Origin of the sequence: Paenibacillus sp. MMO-58, assembly GCF_037146255.1 — a bacterium.
Lineage (GTDB): Bacteria > Bacillota > Bacilli > Paenibacillales > Paenibacillaceae > Pristimantibacillus.
Map to the genome: position 1 here is coordinate 1 of NZ_JBBCVY010000006.1, position 15,255 is coordinate 15,255.

Genomic DNA, 15,255 nt, shown 5'->3' on the forward strand with positions numbered 1-15,255 from the left:
TTCCTGTTCCGAAAGGGACGGTTATTTGTCATACCCTTTTTTCACTATATCATCTCTTGAAACGACAATTAACATTTAATTATTGACAAGCTATTAGCTGGAATAGCTTAACAAAACGCAGCCGAGCATATATGCCAGCTGCTGCTGTACTGTTGGACTATCGTTTTTCATATAAGTGCAATGACTTGAGTGTTGCTGTAGTGAAACTCACCGGGAAGTGGTCGGACGAAATAATACTGTGAAAGTAAGATTGGTTCATTCTGCTTTAATCAAAAGCAACTCGTACGTGGCAACGATACCGTCCTTCATGCTGAACTTCTCCTCATAAACCTTATACATTTCATTGAACAATTTGCGGGGGCTTAGCCCATCAAATTGGATCGCCTCAGAACTACTTGCACCCATTAATTTTATGGTTTGAAGAAAATCTCTTGGGGAAGCATACGTTTCCTTTTGAGTCTCCTGCTGACAGTATATAGTAGAAAACCCCGCCTCCATAAGCATTTCTTCCCATTGATTAGGTGACAGAACGGATAATCCGTGCCGCTGCGGCTCCATTCCATTTGCATGATAAACTTCGTCAAAAGCTTGATGTAGCTCATGAAACGTATTCGGCCCGAATGTCGTGAATACCAAGGAGCCTCCCTTTCGAAGGAGCCTCTTCAGGTGACTTATCGTTTGCCTCGGATGACTTAGCCATTGAAAGCAGGCGTTGGAAACAATGAGGTCGTAGGAATCCGATGGGGCCTCGACAACCCATATTTCCACATCGGCTTGAAGAAAACGTATGTTTGCCGATTGTCTTGACTTAAATCGTTGTTCTGCTGTATTGATCATTGCCGGTGCTAGATCTAGCGCAGTAATCGAGACATGCGGCCACTGGTTCAACAATAGCTCCGTAAATTGACCTGTACCGCAGCCGATTTCCAGCATTTTAGGTTCAGTTTCCTTTCCTCTGCTATTCCGCTTTATGATCGACTCTGCAAGCTCAGCTGCCATCGTACGCTGTACTTCGGCATGAATGTCATAGGAGCCCTCAGCACTCCGGTTAAATTGACGCTGAACTGCGGTCTTTCGATTGTTCATGCCACCAACTCCTGATTCGTTTTGCAATGTCCTCTTCCCTTCCTAGAAACGGTACATGACCGCTAGCAGGTATAGAATCCAGTCTGGCATGAGGAATGAATGAAGCAAGCTCCAATGCTGCTCCGTAAGGGCAGATTTCATCTTCCGTGCCATGAACTAAAAAAATCGGACAACGAATATGGCTCAATCGAGACAAGACTTCCTCATTGCGTAAAACTTGCAAACCGGCTTTTAAGGCCTGAACCGTCCAGACACCGCCAGGAGGAAGGTTCTGGTCTATCTTCATCTCGCGTTCCGATTCTGTAAACAGCATTTGTCGAAATTTTGTTTCTACCGATTCTCGGTCTCTCATAAGTCCGGCACCCATCTGCCTCACATAGGCATCCGCCCATCCGCGATCGGATTCCTCTTTGGGACGAGTAAATTGAGCGGTTGCTGCAAATAGCAACAGTCCGTCCGTTAATCCCTTGGCAGCGAGTCTTAATGCCAACAAACCGCCAAGGGACCAGCCTCCGATTAGCAAGGGCGGCTTTATTTTTTGTGCGGCTATCTCGACAAGAAGGATCATCTCCCCTTGTGAATCTGCTTCACTATAATCAACGGCTACATGATGAAAGTCCGGCAGCGCTTCGCGAAGCCTGTCGAATACGGAGCCCGCTATGCTCCAGCCGGTCAACCACAGGATAGTACTGTTTCCATCTAATACATTCATCGCAGCACCCCCATTTGATGTCCGATGGTGCGGATGCAATCGGCTGCATCCATCAGTTCTTTGTCCGAATGTGCGGCTGATAACGAAAATCGAATGCGGGCTGTACCATCCGGAACGGTCGGTGGACGAATCGCTACCGCGGCAATTCCTTGTGTTTCAAGCTCGCGGCTAAAACGCAAAGCAACTTCATTATTGCCTACAATTAATGGTACGATCGGCGAGTCGCCGTCTCCGATTATGAAACCGGAATGACGAAGGGAAGACCGGAATATTCGGGTTGCTTCGAACAATCTTTTTCGGCGCCAGTGATCCGAAATAACCAATTCTAACGCCTTGGAAATTCCGGACACGAGAGAAGGCGGCAACGCCGTCGAATAGATGAGCGGTCTAGCTTGATTAACTAGCCACTGAATCAATCTGCGACTGCCACAAATGTAAGCGCCATAAACACCAAAAGACTTGCTAAACGTCCCCATATGAATATCGACTTGATCCTGCACGCCGAGATCATGGCACAATCCCTCGCCTTGCATTCCGTATATCCCCCCGCTATGGGCTTCGTCGACCATAAGCATCGCACCAAACTCTTGTTTCAGTAGAGCGAGTTCGCTGAGGCAAGCTTTATCGCCATCCATTGAAAAGACGGCATCCGTTACAATCAACTTTCGCCGGCGATCGCGGTATTTGCTCAATAATGTCCGTAAATGCTCCATGTCGTTATGACGGTACCGAACATGCTCCGCACGACTGAGCACAATTCCGTCAACGATGCTTGCATGGTTCAAACGATCGCTAAAAACGACATCTCCTCGGCCAACAAGCGCCCCAATAACGCCAATGTTAGCCATATAACCATTCGCCATTACAAGTCCAGACTCACAGTTCTGCCACTCTGCCAGCGCTTGCTCCAACCAGCCATAGGGCGCCCTGTTGCCAGTTACCAGACGTGAAGCCCCTGATCCGACACCTTCGGATAACAAGGCCTCCCTCATCGCTTCGATGACGGCGGGATGGTCGGCGAGCCCAAGATAATTATTGGAAGAAAGATTAAGTAATGCGCGTTCGTTCCGCATCGTATAACCAGGCAATTCGAGGTTAATGCTGCTAACCTGCAAAAAACGTTCTAACGAAGCTTCTGACAATAATTTGAGTTCCTGTTCCATCCATTTCATGGTGTCATCGCCCTAGAGAGCGTTCAACTCGATTTCGAATCCTAAATCTTCAATGATTTGATGATCGACGGACACTTCTTGGCCAGCCGTCGTTAAATAGTCGCCAACGAACAAGGAGTTTGCAGCGTATAAAGACAGAGGCTGCAAGGTTCGGAGATTTACTTCGCGGCCCCCGGCAACGCGGATTTCTTTAGAAGGACAAATCAATCGGAATAAGGCCAGCACCTTTAAAGCCTTCATCGATGAGGTGCGGTCCGCATGCTCCAGAGGAGTCCCCGGAATCGCGTTTAAGAAATTAATCGGAATCGAATCCGCGTTGAGATCACGGAGCGCAAAAGCCATTTCTACGATTTCTTCATGCGTCTCGCCCATGCCGATAATAACACCGGAGCAAGGAGACATGCCGTGCATCTTGACCTTCTCTACGGTATCAACACGTTGATCGTAAGTATGGGTCGTAGTGATGGAAGGGTAATTGGCTTTACTCGTATTCAGATTGTGGTTGTAACGATGTACCCCCGCCTCGGCAAGACGTTTCGCTTGTTCATCCTTAAGAATGCCCAGGCATGCGCAAATTTTCAGCGGCATCGTCTCCCGAATTTCTTTAACGGCGTCAACGACTTGATTAAGCTCTTTATCCGTGGGTCCTTTCCCGGCTGCTACGATGCAATAGGTCCCGGCCTTGCGAGCCATTGCTTCTCGTGCACCGGCAAGCAGCGTTTCTTTATCGAGCATCGTATATTTTCGGATCGGCGCCGTCGAAACGATTGATTGCGAGCAATAGCCGCAGTCCTCGGGGCAAAGGCCGCTTTTAGCGTTAATAATCATGTTCAGCTTTACTTTTTTGCCGTAGAAATGTTTTCTCACCGTGAATGCGGCATTCATGATTAAAAGCACTTCATCATTATCTGCTTCAAGTACCGAGAGCCCCTCCTCTAACGTCAAGCGTCCACCGTTCAGTGCTTTAGCGGCAAGGAATTGCCATTTTGTAGTTGTCATATTGCTGTTCATCTCCATCATCTTCCCATTGTTTGAATTGCTAATGCGTCTCTGATTGGTGCGAGCTCTATTCTTTTTCGAAAAATATGTATCAACATTTCAGAATCCAATTCGTTATGCAAATGAGGTAATCTGCCCAAGACCTTAAGTCCGCTGTATCTTTCGATTAGCTCCGCGTTATTTATAATGCTCGGATCGTTAATCTTCTCTGTATGCTCAATGTCATTCATAATGACGCCAATGATGCGAACTCCGAATTGCTTAAGATAAGAAGCGGTTAAGAGCGTGTGATTAATCGTACCTAGTCCGGATCTGGCGACGATCAACGCGGGCATCCGAAGCTGCGAAATGAAATCTGCCACAAAGGCGTCTTCGGTCAACGGTACGGCGACGCCACCGGCGCCTTCGACGATTAAAGACTGGTAACGATCAATGAGTGGTTCTCCGGCAGTGATAAGCTCTCTTATTGTTAGCGTTACTCCAGACTTTTTGGCAGCGAGCATCGGAGTTACCGGGGCTTCGAATGTAAAAGGAGCAACGACCTCAGGTCGGTCCTCTATCCCCGTAAGATGCAAAAGTCTTTCGGCGTCGGTCAGTCCGCTGCCGATCTTTTCGCCTGATTGGACGGGTTTCCATACGCCTACGTTTAACCCTTCGGCACGAAGCGAAGCGGCAATAGCTGCTGCCACTATCGTTTTTCCAACCCCGGTATCCGTACCAGTCACGAATAGCCCGGATCGATTTGTTGTCGAAATAGCCTTGTTCATTCCGCTTAACCGCCTTCGGTAACGTCAATAATGGATTTCGCCAAAATATCCGTCATAGCATCAAGTTCGGTTTCCGTACTGGCAAGCGGGGGTATAAAGACCATCACATTGCCAAGCGGCCTTGTCAGCATCCCAAGCTCCCTGGCTCGCTGAGTTGCGCGAACGCCTATCCGTTCCGCCCAGTCGTAAGCCTCGCGCGAAGCCTTATTTCGGACGAGTTCAATGCCTACCATCAGTCCCTTTTGCCGAATATCTCCAACATGCGGCCGGTCCTTCAGCTTTGAGAGTTTTTGCTCGACGAATGTTGCCTTTGCCCCTACCCCTTCAATCATCTTGCGCTCTTCCATGAGCTTTAAGCTTGCCAAAGCAACTGCACAACCAAGCGGGTTACCCGTAAAGGAATGCCCATGGAAAAAAGTCTTTTGTTCTTCGTAATCGGCGTAAAAGGCTTGGTATACTTCATCCGTTGCCAGCGTCGCTGCCACGGGTAAATAACCTCCGGTAAGTCCTTTTCCGACAACCATCAAATCCGGACTAACATCTTCGAGATCGCAGGCAAACATAGCACCTGTCCGGCCAAAACCGGTTGCTACCTCGTCGGCTATCAGGAGTACATCATGCTGTCGACATAAGGCGGCCATCTCGCGCAAACAGTTTGGCGGCATCGTAATGATGCCGCTGGCACCTTGAACTATCGGCTCTACGATAAGTGCTGCAATCTCCTCCGCGCTCGTTTCGAGCAGATCGCGAAGAGCGGTTAACGTTGCATCCAATGCCATCTTCTCGCCACCTTCATGGCGGTAAGCGTTAGGATAGGGAATGATGTGCGAAGGGAATAACATTGGGCGGAAAACTTCGTGATAGAGAGGAATCGCGCCGACGCTCACGGCCCCGATCGTGTCCCCGTGGTAAGCCTGATTCATTGTGATGAAACTCTTTTTGTTATTTACACCTTTATTTTTCCAGTACTGAAACGCCATTTTGATTGCAATCTCAACGCCGGTTGCTCCTGAATCAGAGTAGAAAACTTTATTTAGACCCCTCGGCGCAATACCCGCCAGTTTCTCTGCAAGTTCAATTGCGGGTCTGTTCGCCATTCCGAGTAAGGTTGAATGAGCAACACGGCTTAACTGATCCGTGATCGCCTGATTTAACTCCGGCACATTATGGCCATGTACATTAAGCCAGACAGATGAGAAACCGTCGTAATAAGCGCGTCCCTGCACGTCATAGAGTTTAATTCCCTCACCACGTTCAATGATAAGAGGGTCAGAAGATAGATAATCTTTCATCTGAGTGAAAGGATTCCACAAATAATCCTTATTGAGATTAGCAAGCCGTTCGTAATCCGTTAGCATAATGTTCACCATCCACATTTTAATTGTTAACCTAAATTAATTGAAGTAGGTTAACAATTAGTTATACTAGCAGATCGATAATTCGATGTAAAGAGAGTACAAGAGGTTGGACGACATCGTGATTTTAGATAGCGAAGGGAATAAAAGACTCGGATTGAGCTTCAACCTTGCATAAAAAAACCGCCTTCGATGGTCAATCATGACCATCGAAGGCGGTTCTCTATTTACAGCGTTTCACTCCAGCCAAAGGGGTACATCGCGGATAGCTCAAGCGGTAATGAGCCGGTTGGCTTCAGCTCGCCGGTTAATACTTTGGCGGCCGATTCCAGGGCAAGCGGACGGCATTCGTATACGGCCAGATAGGCCTTCGCGTCCGGATATACGTTCAGATCAAGCGGGTTGCGGACAGACACCGCAACCGTACGGTCGCCAGCCAGCCTAATGACTTGCCCGGCGATCTCGCGCTCAATCGGATGTTTTGTCGCATCGTAAGTGACCACAACAATCTGCTCGAATGCATCTAGATCCGCAAGAGGATTCTCGCCGCTCATCAAACGCTCCTCGACTTGATCAAGCCTAACTTTCAGACAATCGCCAAGCGTACCGTCTCCCGATAACATTTCATCCGCAACCGATACCGGTTTAATATCCGGCCACAGCACAAGCGTACGGGCTTCCCGGCGCAGCGGAAGCAGCAAGCCTTCATTTTTTACTAGAGTAGCAGAGGCTTCGCTCCACTTCCTTGCAACCGCTTGGTTCTCGGGGGTTGCAAGCTTTTGCTCAACCTCTTCCCAAGACGCAAGAGGCGCTTCGATCTCGTAATCTTGTTTTAGCTGCAGCACTCTGGCGAGCGATTCGTTAATCCGCTCCTCGGACAACTCGCCATTCTCAACCGCAGCCACCACGGCTTCAAGCGCAGCCACTTGCTTTTCATGCGTATGGCTGACGAGAACCATGTCCGCTCCGGCTTGAATGGCCTGTACCGCGCCATTCGCCGGACCGTAAAATCTATCGATGGCATCCATCTCGAGACAATCGGTGACGATAACCCCTTTGTAGCTTAGTTCTTCACGCAGAAGACCGGTTAAGACCGGCTGAGATAAAGTCGAAGGCTTCCCTGAGGGATCGAGCGCTGGCAGGCAGACATGCGCCGTCATAATAGCCGCCGTTCCGGCCGCAATTGCCGCACGGAACGGTGCCAGCTCAATCGCATCCAGCCGTTCACGGCTATGAGGCAGCACCGGCAAATCATGATGGGAGTCTACCGAGGTATCGCCATGACCCGGGAAGTGTTTTACCGTTGCGGCTACCTTAGACGCCTGATAGCCCAGCAGGGCAGCTTTCCCCAGCTCGCTGACAATTTGCGACCGGTCGCCATAGGAACGGACGTTAATAACCGGATTATCCGGGTTGTTGTTAACGTCGAGGCATGGCGCGTAGTTCATCGTAACTCCTAACAAGCGAAGCTCTTCGCCGCATACGCGGGCAGTCTCTCCCGCTCCCTCAGCCGAACCCGTTGCTCCAAGCGCCATATTGCCGGGCATCAGCGTGACGCCGTCCACAATGCGGGCTACCATGCCGCCTTCCTGGTCAATCGCGACAAGCATGTTTGGCCGGCCGGCACGATCGGCAATGTTCTTCAGCGAGCTGGACAGCTGATGAACCTGCTTGGCATTGCGTACATTACGCCCGAAATAAATTGTGCCGCCGATGCCATACTTTTCGATTAAAGAAGTGATCTCTTCAGTAGGTTCATAGCCGTGAAATCCGAATACAAACAGCTGCCCGACCTTCTCCCTTAGCGACCAGCCGTTCCAATTATACTCTCCCATTACCTTCCCCTCTTTCCCGCTAATCTAGCTTTCCTGCTCCTCCTGGACCTGCTGATGCTTGCTCCGGTAATCTGTCGGGTTCTCCCCGGTATACTTCATAAAGACCTTCGTAAAATACCTCCGCTCCGCATAACCAACTTCCTTGGCAATCTGAGCGATACTTTTCATCGTATCGGCAAGAAGCGATTTCGCCTTCTCCATCCGTTCGCGGGTCACGTATTCAATAAAGGTTTCGTTATAGGTTTGTTTGAATAGCAGGCTGAAATAAGAGGTGCTTAAGCCAACATGAGTTGCTGCTTCCTCTACGCTCAAATCCCGATAGAGATTGCGGCCGAGGAACGATTTGGCTTCCGCCATGGAACGTTCGGACTGCTTTTTCTTATCCGTCGATTTCTCGGCAACGGCCTTGGTCACCTGCAGGATGACCGACAGCAGATCCTTGATGCCAAACCTGCGGTCAAGCTTCAGCCAAAGAAGATCCTCCTGCTCGCGCGAAAAAATCCCCATTTCCTTCGTCTCGCGCATCAGGTTGAGCACAAAGAAATGCAGCATCGGCTTAAACCGTCCAAGCGATGTCTCGTTCATCATCTGCAGCTGGGTAGTCAGATGCTTAAGCTCCTCGTCAACAACCGATGTGTCGCCTCGTTTGACAGCTCCTATCAGCTTCTCGGAAGTATCCCAGAAAGCCTGGTCTTCTCTCGAAGCACCTGCGCAATCATTCGGATAGACGGCAATCTGCTCCTGTACCGGCGTAAGCTGCATGCCCTGCTGAACCATTTTGTACGCCTGAGACAACGCTTTAACATCCGCATAATCCCGGTAAATACCGGCATACAGCGATAATTTGACGTGATTTTTCACCGCCGTGAGCAAGAGCTCCGTCCACAGCGTAATTTGCTTCAGATTATAGGCTAGCGTCTTCTCGCATTCGATAAGCACGCACCATTCGCCGTCGCGGATTTGAATAACCGCATGATGAAGACCGTTCTGCTGAAGCCTCTCCCGCAGCACATTACAGACCGCGAAATTCCACAGCTTGCGCTCCTTGTCCGACCATTCCCGCCAGTCCTTGGTCCGCTCCGAGCTGACGTCGAGATCTAGCACGATAAGCACATACTTCTTATCCAGCTCCTGCTCTTCCCCGTTAAACAGCCAGTTGCCGCTTGTAACCTCGGTATAATCCATTAAAATATCATATAAAACCTTCTCGCTTGCAAGGTCGATCATACGGCCGATCTTCTGCTGCTCTTCGCTTTGCTGCTTTTTCTTCTGGCGCTGATTGGCCATTACCCGGGCAATAACTCCCGTTAATTCGTCATAAGGGATAGGCTTTAAGACATAATCCTTCACGCCGTATTGAATAGCTGCCCGGGTATAGGCGAAATCCTGATAGCCGGATAGCATGATAATGTCGCTTTCCGTTCCTTTTTCCCGAATATGCCTAACGAGCTCCAGCCCATCCATAACCGGCATCCGAATATCGCATAGCACGAGATCAAACGATTCCGATTCCAGAAGCTCAAGAGCCTCCATCCCGTTTTTTGCTGTTCCGCCAACGGTTAAGCCAAGCATCTCCCACGGAATAACCTTCTCGAGGTTTCGGGTAATGTGCGGTTCATCATCTACGAGCAATACTTTGCCGTTCATAATCGTTCACCTCTGTTCTTCGGAATGGTGCAGCGTATAACTGTGCCATATCCTTCTGCGCTGCAAATCCTTAATCCGTAAGATGGACCATAATGAATGCGAAGGCGATCCGCCACGTTGCGGAGCCCTAGTCCCCGCCGTTCTCCAAGCTCTGCGGCATTACGCCGCTTCCCGCTTGGCAGCTGCTGTTCTCGTTCGGCAAATTTTTTGAGCGTCTGCTCGTTCATGCCATGTCCGTTATCGCTGACCATAATTACAATCTGATGAGCTTCAACGGTAACTTCAATCGTGATCACACCTGCCCCGTCTTCCAGCCCCTCAAAGCCATGCTGAATGCTATTCTCAACAAGCGGCTGAAGCGTCAGCTTAAGAATCGAATAGTCAAACGCCTCTTCCGATATGTTTAATTCATACGTAAATAAATCCTCGAATCTATATTTCTGAATTTCCAAGTAACTGCGGACATGCTCGATCTCCTGGCTGAGGAAAATCTCTTCGCTATGATGCATGCTTGTGCGCAGCAGATTGCTGAGCCTCCGCACCATCATCATAATTTTCCCGCCTTCATTCTGGGCGGCCAGCGCATTAATGGATTCCAGCGTATTAAACAAGAAATGCGGCTTGATCTGCGCCTGCATCAGCATCATCTCGGCATGCTGCTTGCGCTCTTGCTCCGTTCGCACTTCCGTTAGCAGATCGCCAATCCGCTGCACCATGCTGTTGAAGCTGTTCGCGAGAAGCACCGTCTCATCCTTGCCCTGCGCGTTAACGCGAATATCCAGGAGACCTTGCTCTACGAGACGCATTTTGCGGACGACCTTAATGATGCTTTTCGCTACCCGGTTCACGAAAAAGATATTAAACAGAATGGCGGACAGGATACATAGGATCGTAATCATCCCAATCCATTGGACAAAACGTTCGTTTTCGTTCGTCAGCATATCCCATGATTTTACGGATACGAGCACCCAGTCGTTAAAGCCGAGATTATAGGAAGAGACCAGACTGTCTTCTCCATTAAAACGCAGTCTCGCGCTGGAGTAATCAGCCGTATTTTGCGGTAAAGCGCTGGAATATTCCGATATGTTCGTTCCTTCGAAATGCTTGCCGCTGTCCAGCATAACAAGCCCTTCGGAGTTTACAATGACGTATCTGGAATTCGGGCCCTCCGCCTCCGGATTGAGGAAGGTATTCAGCATCGAATAAACTTCTTCGGTCTTGTACTGCGTGATCATAAGACCTAAGTCGTCAAGGGTTTCATAGTCTTTAACAAGTCTAAGCTGGGTAAATAGAGGCGGTTCAACCCCCGTCAGCTCTTGATGCTCATAAGGGCCAATCCACTTCGGACGGCCTCCTAATTGAATCGTTTCATTATATAAGGACTGATCCTTTAGCGCCTCGAAGGCAATCGGCCGGAACGTTGTTGGATCATTGCGGAAGGCGCGGAACATCGTTCCATCCATCGCATACAGCACCACATAGCTTACAGCCGGATGCTGAAACAGGATACGCTTCATTTCCTTTTCCGACTGGTTAATGGCAATTAAGGTGCTGGCATCATCGCTGGAATAATATTTCGAGTAATTCAGCGTATCCTGTACCTCGGAGCTCGTTAAATTAGTGTCGGAGAGCTGATCAAGCTCCTTGAAGAAGTACTTGATATTTCCTCCGACAGCCTTGAGTGAAATCTCGGTCTGCTCGCTGTACTTTTTCTCCAGCACGGCTTCCGTATTAAGAAAGGATACGATGCCAAGTCCAATCATCGGAACCACGACCAGAAATATAAAAGCAAGCATCAGTTTCGGTCTCAAGTTCATCTAGCGGACCCCTTCCGGTCATCCTCAGCCCTTCACGCTTCCCGCCGTCATGCCTTCGATAATTTGCTTCTGCAAGAAGAAGTACACAACAAGCACCGGAATAATACTCATAATTACGGCAGCCGATAATGCGGCGAAATTCGTACGGTAACCGTCATTAAAGCTAGCCATACCCGTCGGCAGCGTGCGGAGCGATTCGGATGTTATAAATAATTGGGATAAAATGTATTCATTCCAGTTGCCGATAAAATTAAGAATCGTTACCGTAACGAGCGCCGGCAGGGAGATTGGCAATACAACCTTGACGAATAAGCCGCCGGCCGTAAGCCCGTCCATAATTCCCGCCTCTTCGAGCTCGGCAGGAATAGATAACATAAAGGCATAAATAATAAATACGGTTATAGGCAATGCATATGTGCAGTATACCAAAATAAGGCCGAAATGCGAATTGTACAAATGGATGCCGCCAAGGCTCATTTGCTGGATCAGACGGTACAGCGGGATAAATAGCGCCCCCGGCGGGACAAGCAAGCCGAACAGGATAAACTGGTACACCGCCTTGTTCATCCGGGAGTATTTCATGCGGGACAAGGCAAAGGATGTCATCGCCGCAAAAAGCAGCGTGACTAGACAGGCGATAACCGTAACTTTCACGCTGTTTAGAGCGTATAGGCCGATTTTTGCCGTCTCCCAGGCTTGCCGATAGTTATCGAAGTTGAAATGCTTCGGGAAACCCCATGTATTAACCGTAATCTCGCGGCTCGTCTTGAAAGAGGACATTAGCAGCCACACGAGCGGGAACAGCGTTGCGATAATGTACACGATCAAGGAAAAATGAATCCAGAACTTTCCTCTGCGCAGGCCCGTAATTGCTGCATTCATCAGTACTGCACCTCCTCATGCTTCGTCAGTTTTTGCAGGATGCCCGTAAGCACGAGAATCAGAATAAACATCGTAACGCCAATCGCGCTGCCGTATCCAAGCTCCATCGAGCGGAAGCCGACCTTCAGCATGTAAGTAGACATGACTTCGGTCGATTGGAACGGACCGCCGTTTGTCATAATTTGAACGATATCAAGCACCTTCATCGTACCGGATACCGTGAGAAGCAGCATAACGAACAACACGGGACGGATCAGCGGAAGCGTAATCAGCCAAGTCTCGCTCCAGCCGTTGATGCCGTCAATCTTGGAAGCTTCGACAATCTCCTTCGGAATGTTCAGAATGGCAGCCAGACATAGGACGATAAAGAAGCCGATATTCTGCCAAGCGTTCGCAATCAGAATCGAGAGCATCGCAAGCTTTGGATCCGACAGCCATTCGCGCGCCCAGCTGTCCGGCGCGACCAGACGAATGAATTGGTTGATTAGACCCGAATCGTAGTTGTACAACACGCCAAACAATATAGCGACCGTTGCCGTCGAGATCACGACGGGAACAAACACGGCCGACTTGTAAAAGTCACGCATACGGCCAACCTTACTAATCAGAATCGAGATAAGGAAGACGAGCGGAATATTCACGATCAGGGAGAACGCCATAAAGTAGAAATTGTTCGCAAGCGATTTCAGGAATACATGGTCTTTCCACAGCCGGGTGAAATTGTCCAGGCCGATAAATACCTTTTGCGTAATGCCGTCCCATTGAAAAAATCCGTAAACAAACGATACGATAACCGGATATACAAAAAACAAAGCATACAATACAAGCGTTGGTAGAATGAACGCGATATAAGTATACGGATTTCTGAGAGCCTTGTTCATAACTTCGCCTCCTGCTTCCTTTGAAAAAACCTTTATCGAAGCCATTCGAAGATGAGCGACCGCGATTAGAGGTGGGGTTCTGTAAAAAAGCTAAGGTTCGCAGAAAACCTTAGCTTTTTCCCTTCCTATTTCCCTTGCCTGAAAAGTTGCTTAGGATGTTCCCGCGCCGCACTAGCGGAGCGAAAGTATCATTCTGGAGAAATGTTTATGCTTCCGAAGTAGCTTTCTTACAGAAAGCTTTTAACGTTCGCTTTTGCCATCCGAAATTTCATCCGCTGAAGCGGATTCCAATGAAGAAATTCGGTGGCAATGGCGATCGGAAGAATGATACTTTCGCGCAGCGGCCTTACTTAGCAGCAGCGTTCGCCTTATCTTGTGCAGCTTGAATATCCTTAGCAACCTTCTCAGGCTTGCTTACCTTACCGATCAGCTCCTGCAAGCCTACGTTTACAACCGCGCCTACGGCAGGTTGAACGATAGCGTCATAAGCTTTCCAGGAAGTCGAAGCGTTAGCCATAACCGTCAGCACATCAGAGATCAGCGGATCTACGCCGGACAGGTCGGACAGCTTCATCGAAGGAAGAACCTTGTCTTCGAGCAGCGTGCGTTTTTGGATTTCTTCACTGTAGAAGTTAGCGATAAATTTCTTAACCATTGCAACTTGATCTTCGTTCAGGTTAGCGGAGAAGCCAAAGCCGTTCGAATAAGAAGCGTTGATCGACGTTTGGTCGCCTGCGCCGCCCGCGATCGACGGGAAGTTGAAGTAGCCGATTTGGCCTTTCAGGTCGCCGGCCTCGTCGCCCGTGAAGCGGTTGGCATCCCACGAGCCCGTGAATACCATAGCTGCTTTGCCGGACAGGAGCTGCGCGCCTTGATCCGCATAAGCAAGACCTAGTGCACCTTTCGTGAAGTAGTCTTTGTTTACAAGCGTTGCGTAGTCCGTGAAGCCTTTGATAAAGCCTTCATCCGTCCATTTGGTTTCGCCGGTAACAAGCTTGTTGATCGCGTCGATCCCTACGTTACGCTCCATAACGGTGTTCCAGAGCATGCCGTTAACCCAGCCGTCTTTGGCTGCCAGACCAAGCGGCGTGATGCCTGCTGCCTTGATTTTGTCGGCTGTTTCGAGCAGTTGATCCCAGCTGGTCGGAACGGAGAGACCAAGATCGGAGAAGATTTTCTTATTGTAGAAAATGCCTTCCGAATAGCCGCCGAACGGCAAGCCGTATACTTTACCGTCAACCGTGAACTCGTCAAGGCTGGCGAATTTGTCTTTAATGCCAAGCTCTTCAATGATTGGGGTCAAGTCGAGCATGCGGCCTGCTTTTACATACAGGTTCAGGTCGGCGCCGCCGAACACTTCGAAGATATCAGGCGGGTTGCCTGCCGTCATTTCCGCTTTCAGCTTTTGGTCGCGGTTGACTACTTCGTCGATGCCTTCCAGCTTGAAGGTCAGGCCCGGGTTCTCATCCTGCGTTTTCTTAACAACATCCTCGAGAATTTTAAGGCGGTTTTTGCTTGTCTCTTTAATTTGCGTATGGCGCAGGGACAACGTTATGTTTTTCGCTTCAGGAGTAGGGGTTGCTTCCGTTGTAGCGGCCGGCTCTTGCGAAGCTTCTGTGCTTGCAGGAGTGTTATTGCCGCCGTTATTATTGTCCGATCCGCAGGCCGAAGCGACCATGGTGAATGCGGCAAGCAACGTGGCGGTGAGCAAAGTACTTTTTTTCATTTAAGAAGACCTCCTCGATATGATCTTGCTTGTTTGCCTTGCACCCTTATTATAGATTCGATGATTCCTTGCTCGGGAGGTCGAAAATAAGCCCGATGAGGGATACAATTCTATTATTTTTCGAAACAGGGATAAAAAAACACAGCTTATCGGGTTACTATTACCGACAAGCTGTGTAATGATAAATCACCTATTACTTACGCATATCCTCAATATGGGCTCGGATTGCCTTATAAAAGGCTCTCCACTCTTCATTTCCTTGCTCTAAACCTGACGTTTCCTGGTCTTTGCTCCCCTGGTCCGGCTGATCGGGTCCAGGGGAACCGGTGTGCCGTTCACTCATCGCTTTCGCCCACTTGTCCTTTTCTCCTGACAT

Annotated in this window: 13 protein-coding genes; all 13 read right to left on the reverse strand. The window is 49.3% G+C overall.

Features of this window, described 5'->3' with window-relative positions; genetic code table 11:
* Positions 1-255: 255 nt before the first annotated feature.
* A complete protein-coding gene (gene bioC, locus WFJ73_RS18455) occupies positions 256-1,086 on the reverse strand; it encodes a malonyl-ACP O-methyltransferase BioC (protein WP_336774457.1) in 831 nt (276 codons plus the stop codon).
* On the reverse strand, positions 1,049-1,798 hold the full coding sequence (locus WFJ73_RS18460) for an alpha/beta hydrolase (protein WP_336774458.1): 750 nt from the start codon (positions 1,796-1,798) through the stop codon (positions 1,049-1,051). Before WFJ73_RS18460 ends, bioC begins: the two co-directional genes overlap by 38 nt.
* On the reverse strand, positions 1,795-2,970 hold the full coding sequence (gene bioF, locus WFJ73_RS18465) for an 8-amino-7-oxononanoate synthase (RefSeq protein ID WP_336774459.1): 1,176 nt from the start codon (positions 2,968-2,970) through the stop codon (positions 1,795-1,797). Before bioF ends, WFJ73_RS18460 begins: the two co-directional genes overlap by 4 nt.
* A gap of 12 nt (positions 2,971-2,982) precedes the next feature.
* On the reverse strand, positions 2,983-3,969 hold the full coding sequence (gene bioB, locus WFJ73_RS18470; RefSeq protein WP_442955965.1) for a biotin synthase BioB: 987 nt from the start codon (positions 3,967-3,969) through the stop codon (positions 2,983-2,985).
* Between the two features lie 17 nt (positions 3,970-3,986).
* Positions 3,987-4,736 (reverse strand): dethiobiotin synthase, encoded by a 750-nt coding sequence (gene bioD, locus WFJ73_RS18475; protein WP_336774461.1) that lies wholly within the window; start codon positions 4,734-4,736, stop codon positions 3,987-3,989.
* A gap of 5 nt (positions 4,737-4,741) precedes the next feature.
* Positions 4,742-6,094, reverse strand: coding sequence for an adenosylmethionine--8-amino-7-oxononanoate transaminase (gene bioA, locus WFJ73_RS18480; protein WP_336774462.1), 1,353 nt, complete (start codon positions 6,092-6,094; stop codon positions 4,742-4,744).
* A 224-nt stretch (positions 6,095-6,318) separates the two neighbouring features.
* Positions 6,319-7,926: a glycoside hydrolase family 3 protein gene (locus WFJ73_RS18485; RefSeq protein WP_336774463.1), complete on the reverse strand. Its 1,608-nt coding sequence runs from the start codon at positions 7,924-7,926 to the stop codon at positions 6,319-6,321.
* Between the two features lie 24 nt (positions 7,927-7,950).
* A complete protein-coding gene (locus WFJ73_RS18490; RefSeq protein ID WP_336774464.1) occupies positions 7,951-9,573 on the reverse strand; it encodes a response regulator transcription factor in 1,623 nt (540 codons plus the stop codon).
* Positions 9,570-11,390, reverse strand: coding sequence for a cache domain-containing sensor histidine kinase (locus WFJ73_RS18495; RefSeq protein ID WP_336774465.1), 1,821 nt, complete (start codon positions 11,388-11,390; stop codon positions 9,570-9,572). Before WFJ73_RS18495 ends, WFJ73_RS18490 begins: the two co-directional genes overlap by 4 nt.
* Positions 11,391-11,414: 24 nt before the next feature.
* The gene (locus WFJ73_RS18500) at positions 11,415-12,272 is read right to left on the reverse strand and encodes a carbohydrate ABC transporter permease (protein ID WP_336774466.1); all 858 of its coding nucleotides are present in this window, start codon (positions 12,270-12,272) and stop codon (positions 11,415-11,417) included.
* Positions 12,272-13,153 carry a carbohydrate ABC transporter permease gene (locus WFJ73_RS18505; protein WP_336774467.1) on the reverse strand — a complete coding sequence of 294 codons (882 nt, stop codon included), beginning with the start codon at positions 13,151-13,153 and terminating at the stop codon, positions 12,272-12,274. The genes WFJ73_RS18500 and WFJ73_RS18505 overlap by 1 nt, the downstream gene beginning before the upstream one ends.
* Positions 13,154-13,499: 346 nt before the next feature.
* Positions 13,500-14,879 carry an extracellular solute-binding protein gene (locus WFJ73_RS18510; protein ID WP_336774468.1) on the reverse strand — a complete coding sequence of 460 codons (1,380 nt, stop codon included), beginning with the start codon at positions 14,877-14,879 and terminating at the stop codon, positions 13,500-13,502.
* 193 nt (positions 14,880-15,072) lie between these two features.
* Positions 15,073-15,255, reverse strand: coding sequence for a hypothetical protein (locus WFJ73_RS18515; RefSeq protein WP_336774469.1), 183 nt, complete (start codon positions 15,253-15,255; stop codon positions 15,073-15,075).

Bases quoted from the DNA above. Each gene is read 5' to 3' on its own strand.
- bioC (WP_336774457.1), bottom strand. From the start codon at position 1,086: ATGAACAATCGAAAGACCGCAGTTCAGCGTCAATTTAACCGGAGTGCT.
- WFJ73_RS18460 (WP_336774458.1), bottom strand. From the start codon at position 1,798: ATGAATGTATTAGATGGAAACAGTACTATCCTGTGGTTGACCGGCTGG.
- bioF (WP_336774459.1), bottom strand. From the start codon at position 2,970: ATGAAATGGATGGAACAGGAACTCAAATTATTGTCAGAAGCTTCGTTA.
- bioB (WP_442955965.1), bottom strand. From the start codon at position 3,969: ATGACAACTACAAAATGGCAATTCCTTGCCGCTAAAGCACTGAACGGT.
- bioD (WP_336774461.1), bottom strand. From the start codon at position 4,736: ATGAACAAGGCTATTTCGACAACAAATCGATCCGGGCTATTCGTGACT.
- bioA (WP_336774462.1), bottom strand. From the start codon at position 6,094: ATGCTAACGGATTACGAACGGCTTGCTAATCTCAATAAGGATTATTTG.
- WFJ73_RS18485 (WP_336774463.1), bottom strand. From the start codon at position 7,926: ATGGGAGAGTATAATTGGAACGGCTGGTCGCTAAGGGAGAAGGTCGGG.
- WFJ73_RS18490 (WP_336774464.1), bottom strand. From the start codon at position 9,573: ATGAACGGCAAAGTATTGCTCGTAGATGATGAACCGCACATTACCCGA.
- WFJ73_RS18495 (WP_336774465.1), bottom strand. From the start codon at position 11,390: ATGAACTTGAGACCGAAACTGATGCTTGCTTTTATATTTCTGGTCGTG.
- WFJ73_RS18500 (WP_336774466.1), bottom strand. From the start codon at position 12,272: ATGAATGCAGCAATTACGGGCCTGCGCAGAGGAAAGTTCTGGATTCAT.
- WFJ73_RS18505 (WP_336774467.1), bottom strand. From the start codon at position 13,153: ATGAACAAGGCTCTCAGAAATCCGTATACTTATATCGCGTTCATTCTA.
- WFJ73_RS18510 (WP_336774468.1), bottom strand. From the start codon at position 14,879: ATGAAAAAAAGTACTTTGCTCACCGCCACGTTGCTTGCCGCATTCACC.
- WFJ73_RS18515 (WP_336774469.1), bottom strand. From the start codon at position 15,255: ATGTCAGGAGAAAAGGACAAGTGGGCGAAAGCGATGAGTGAACGGCAC.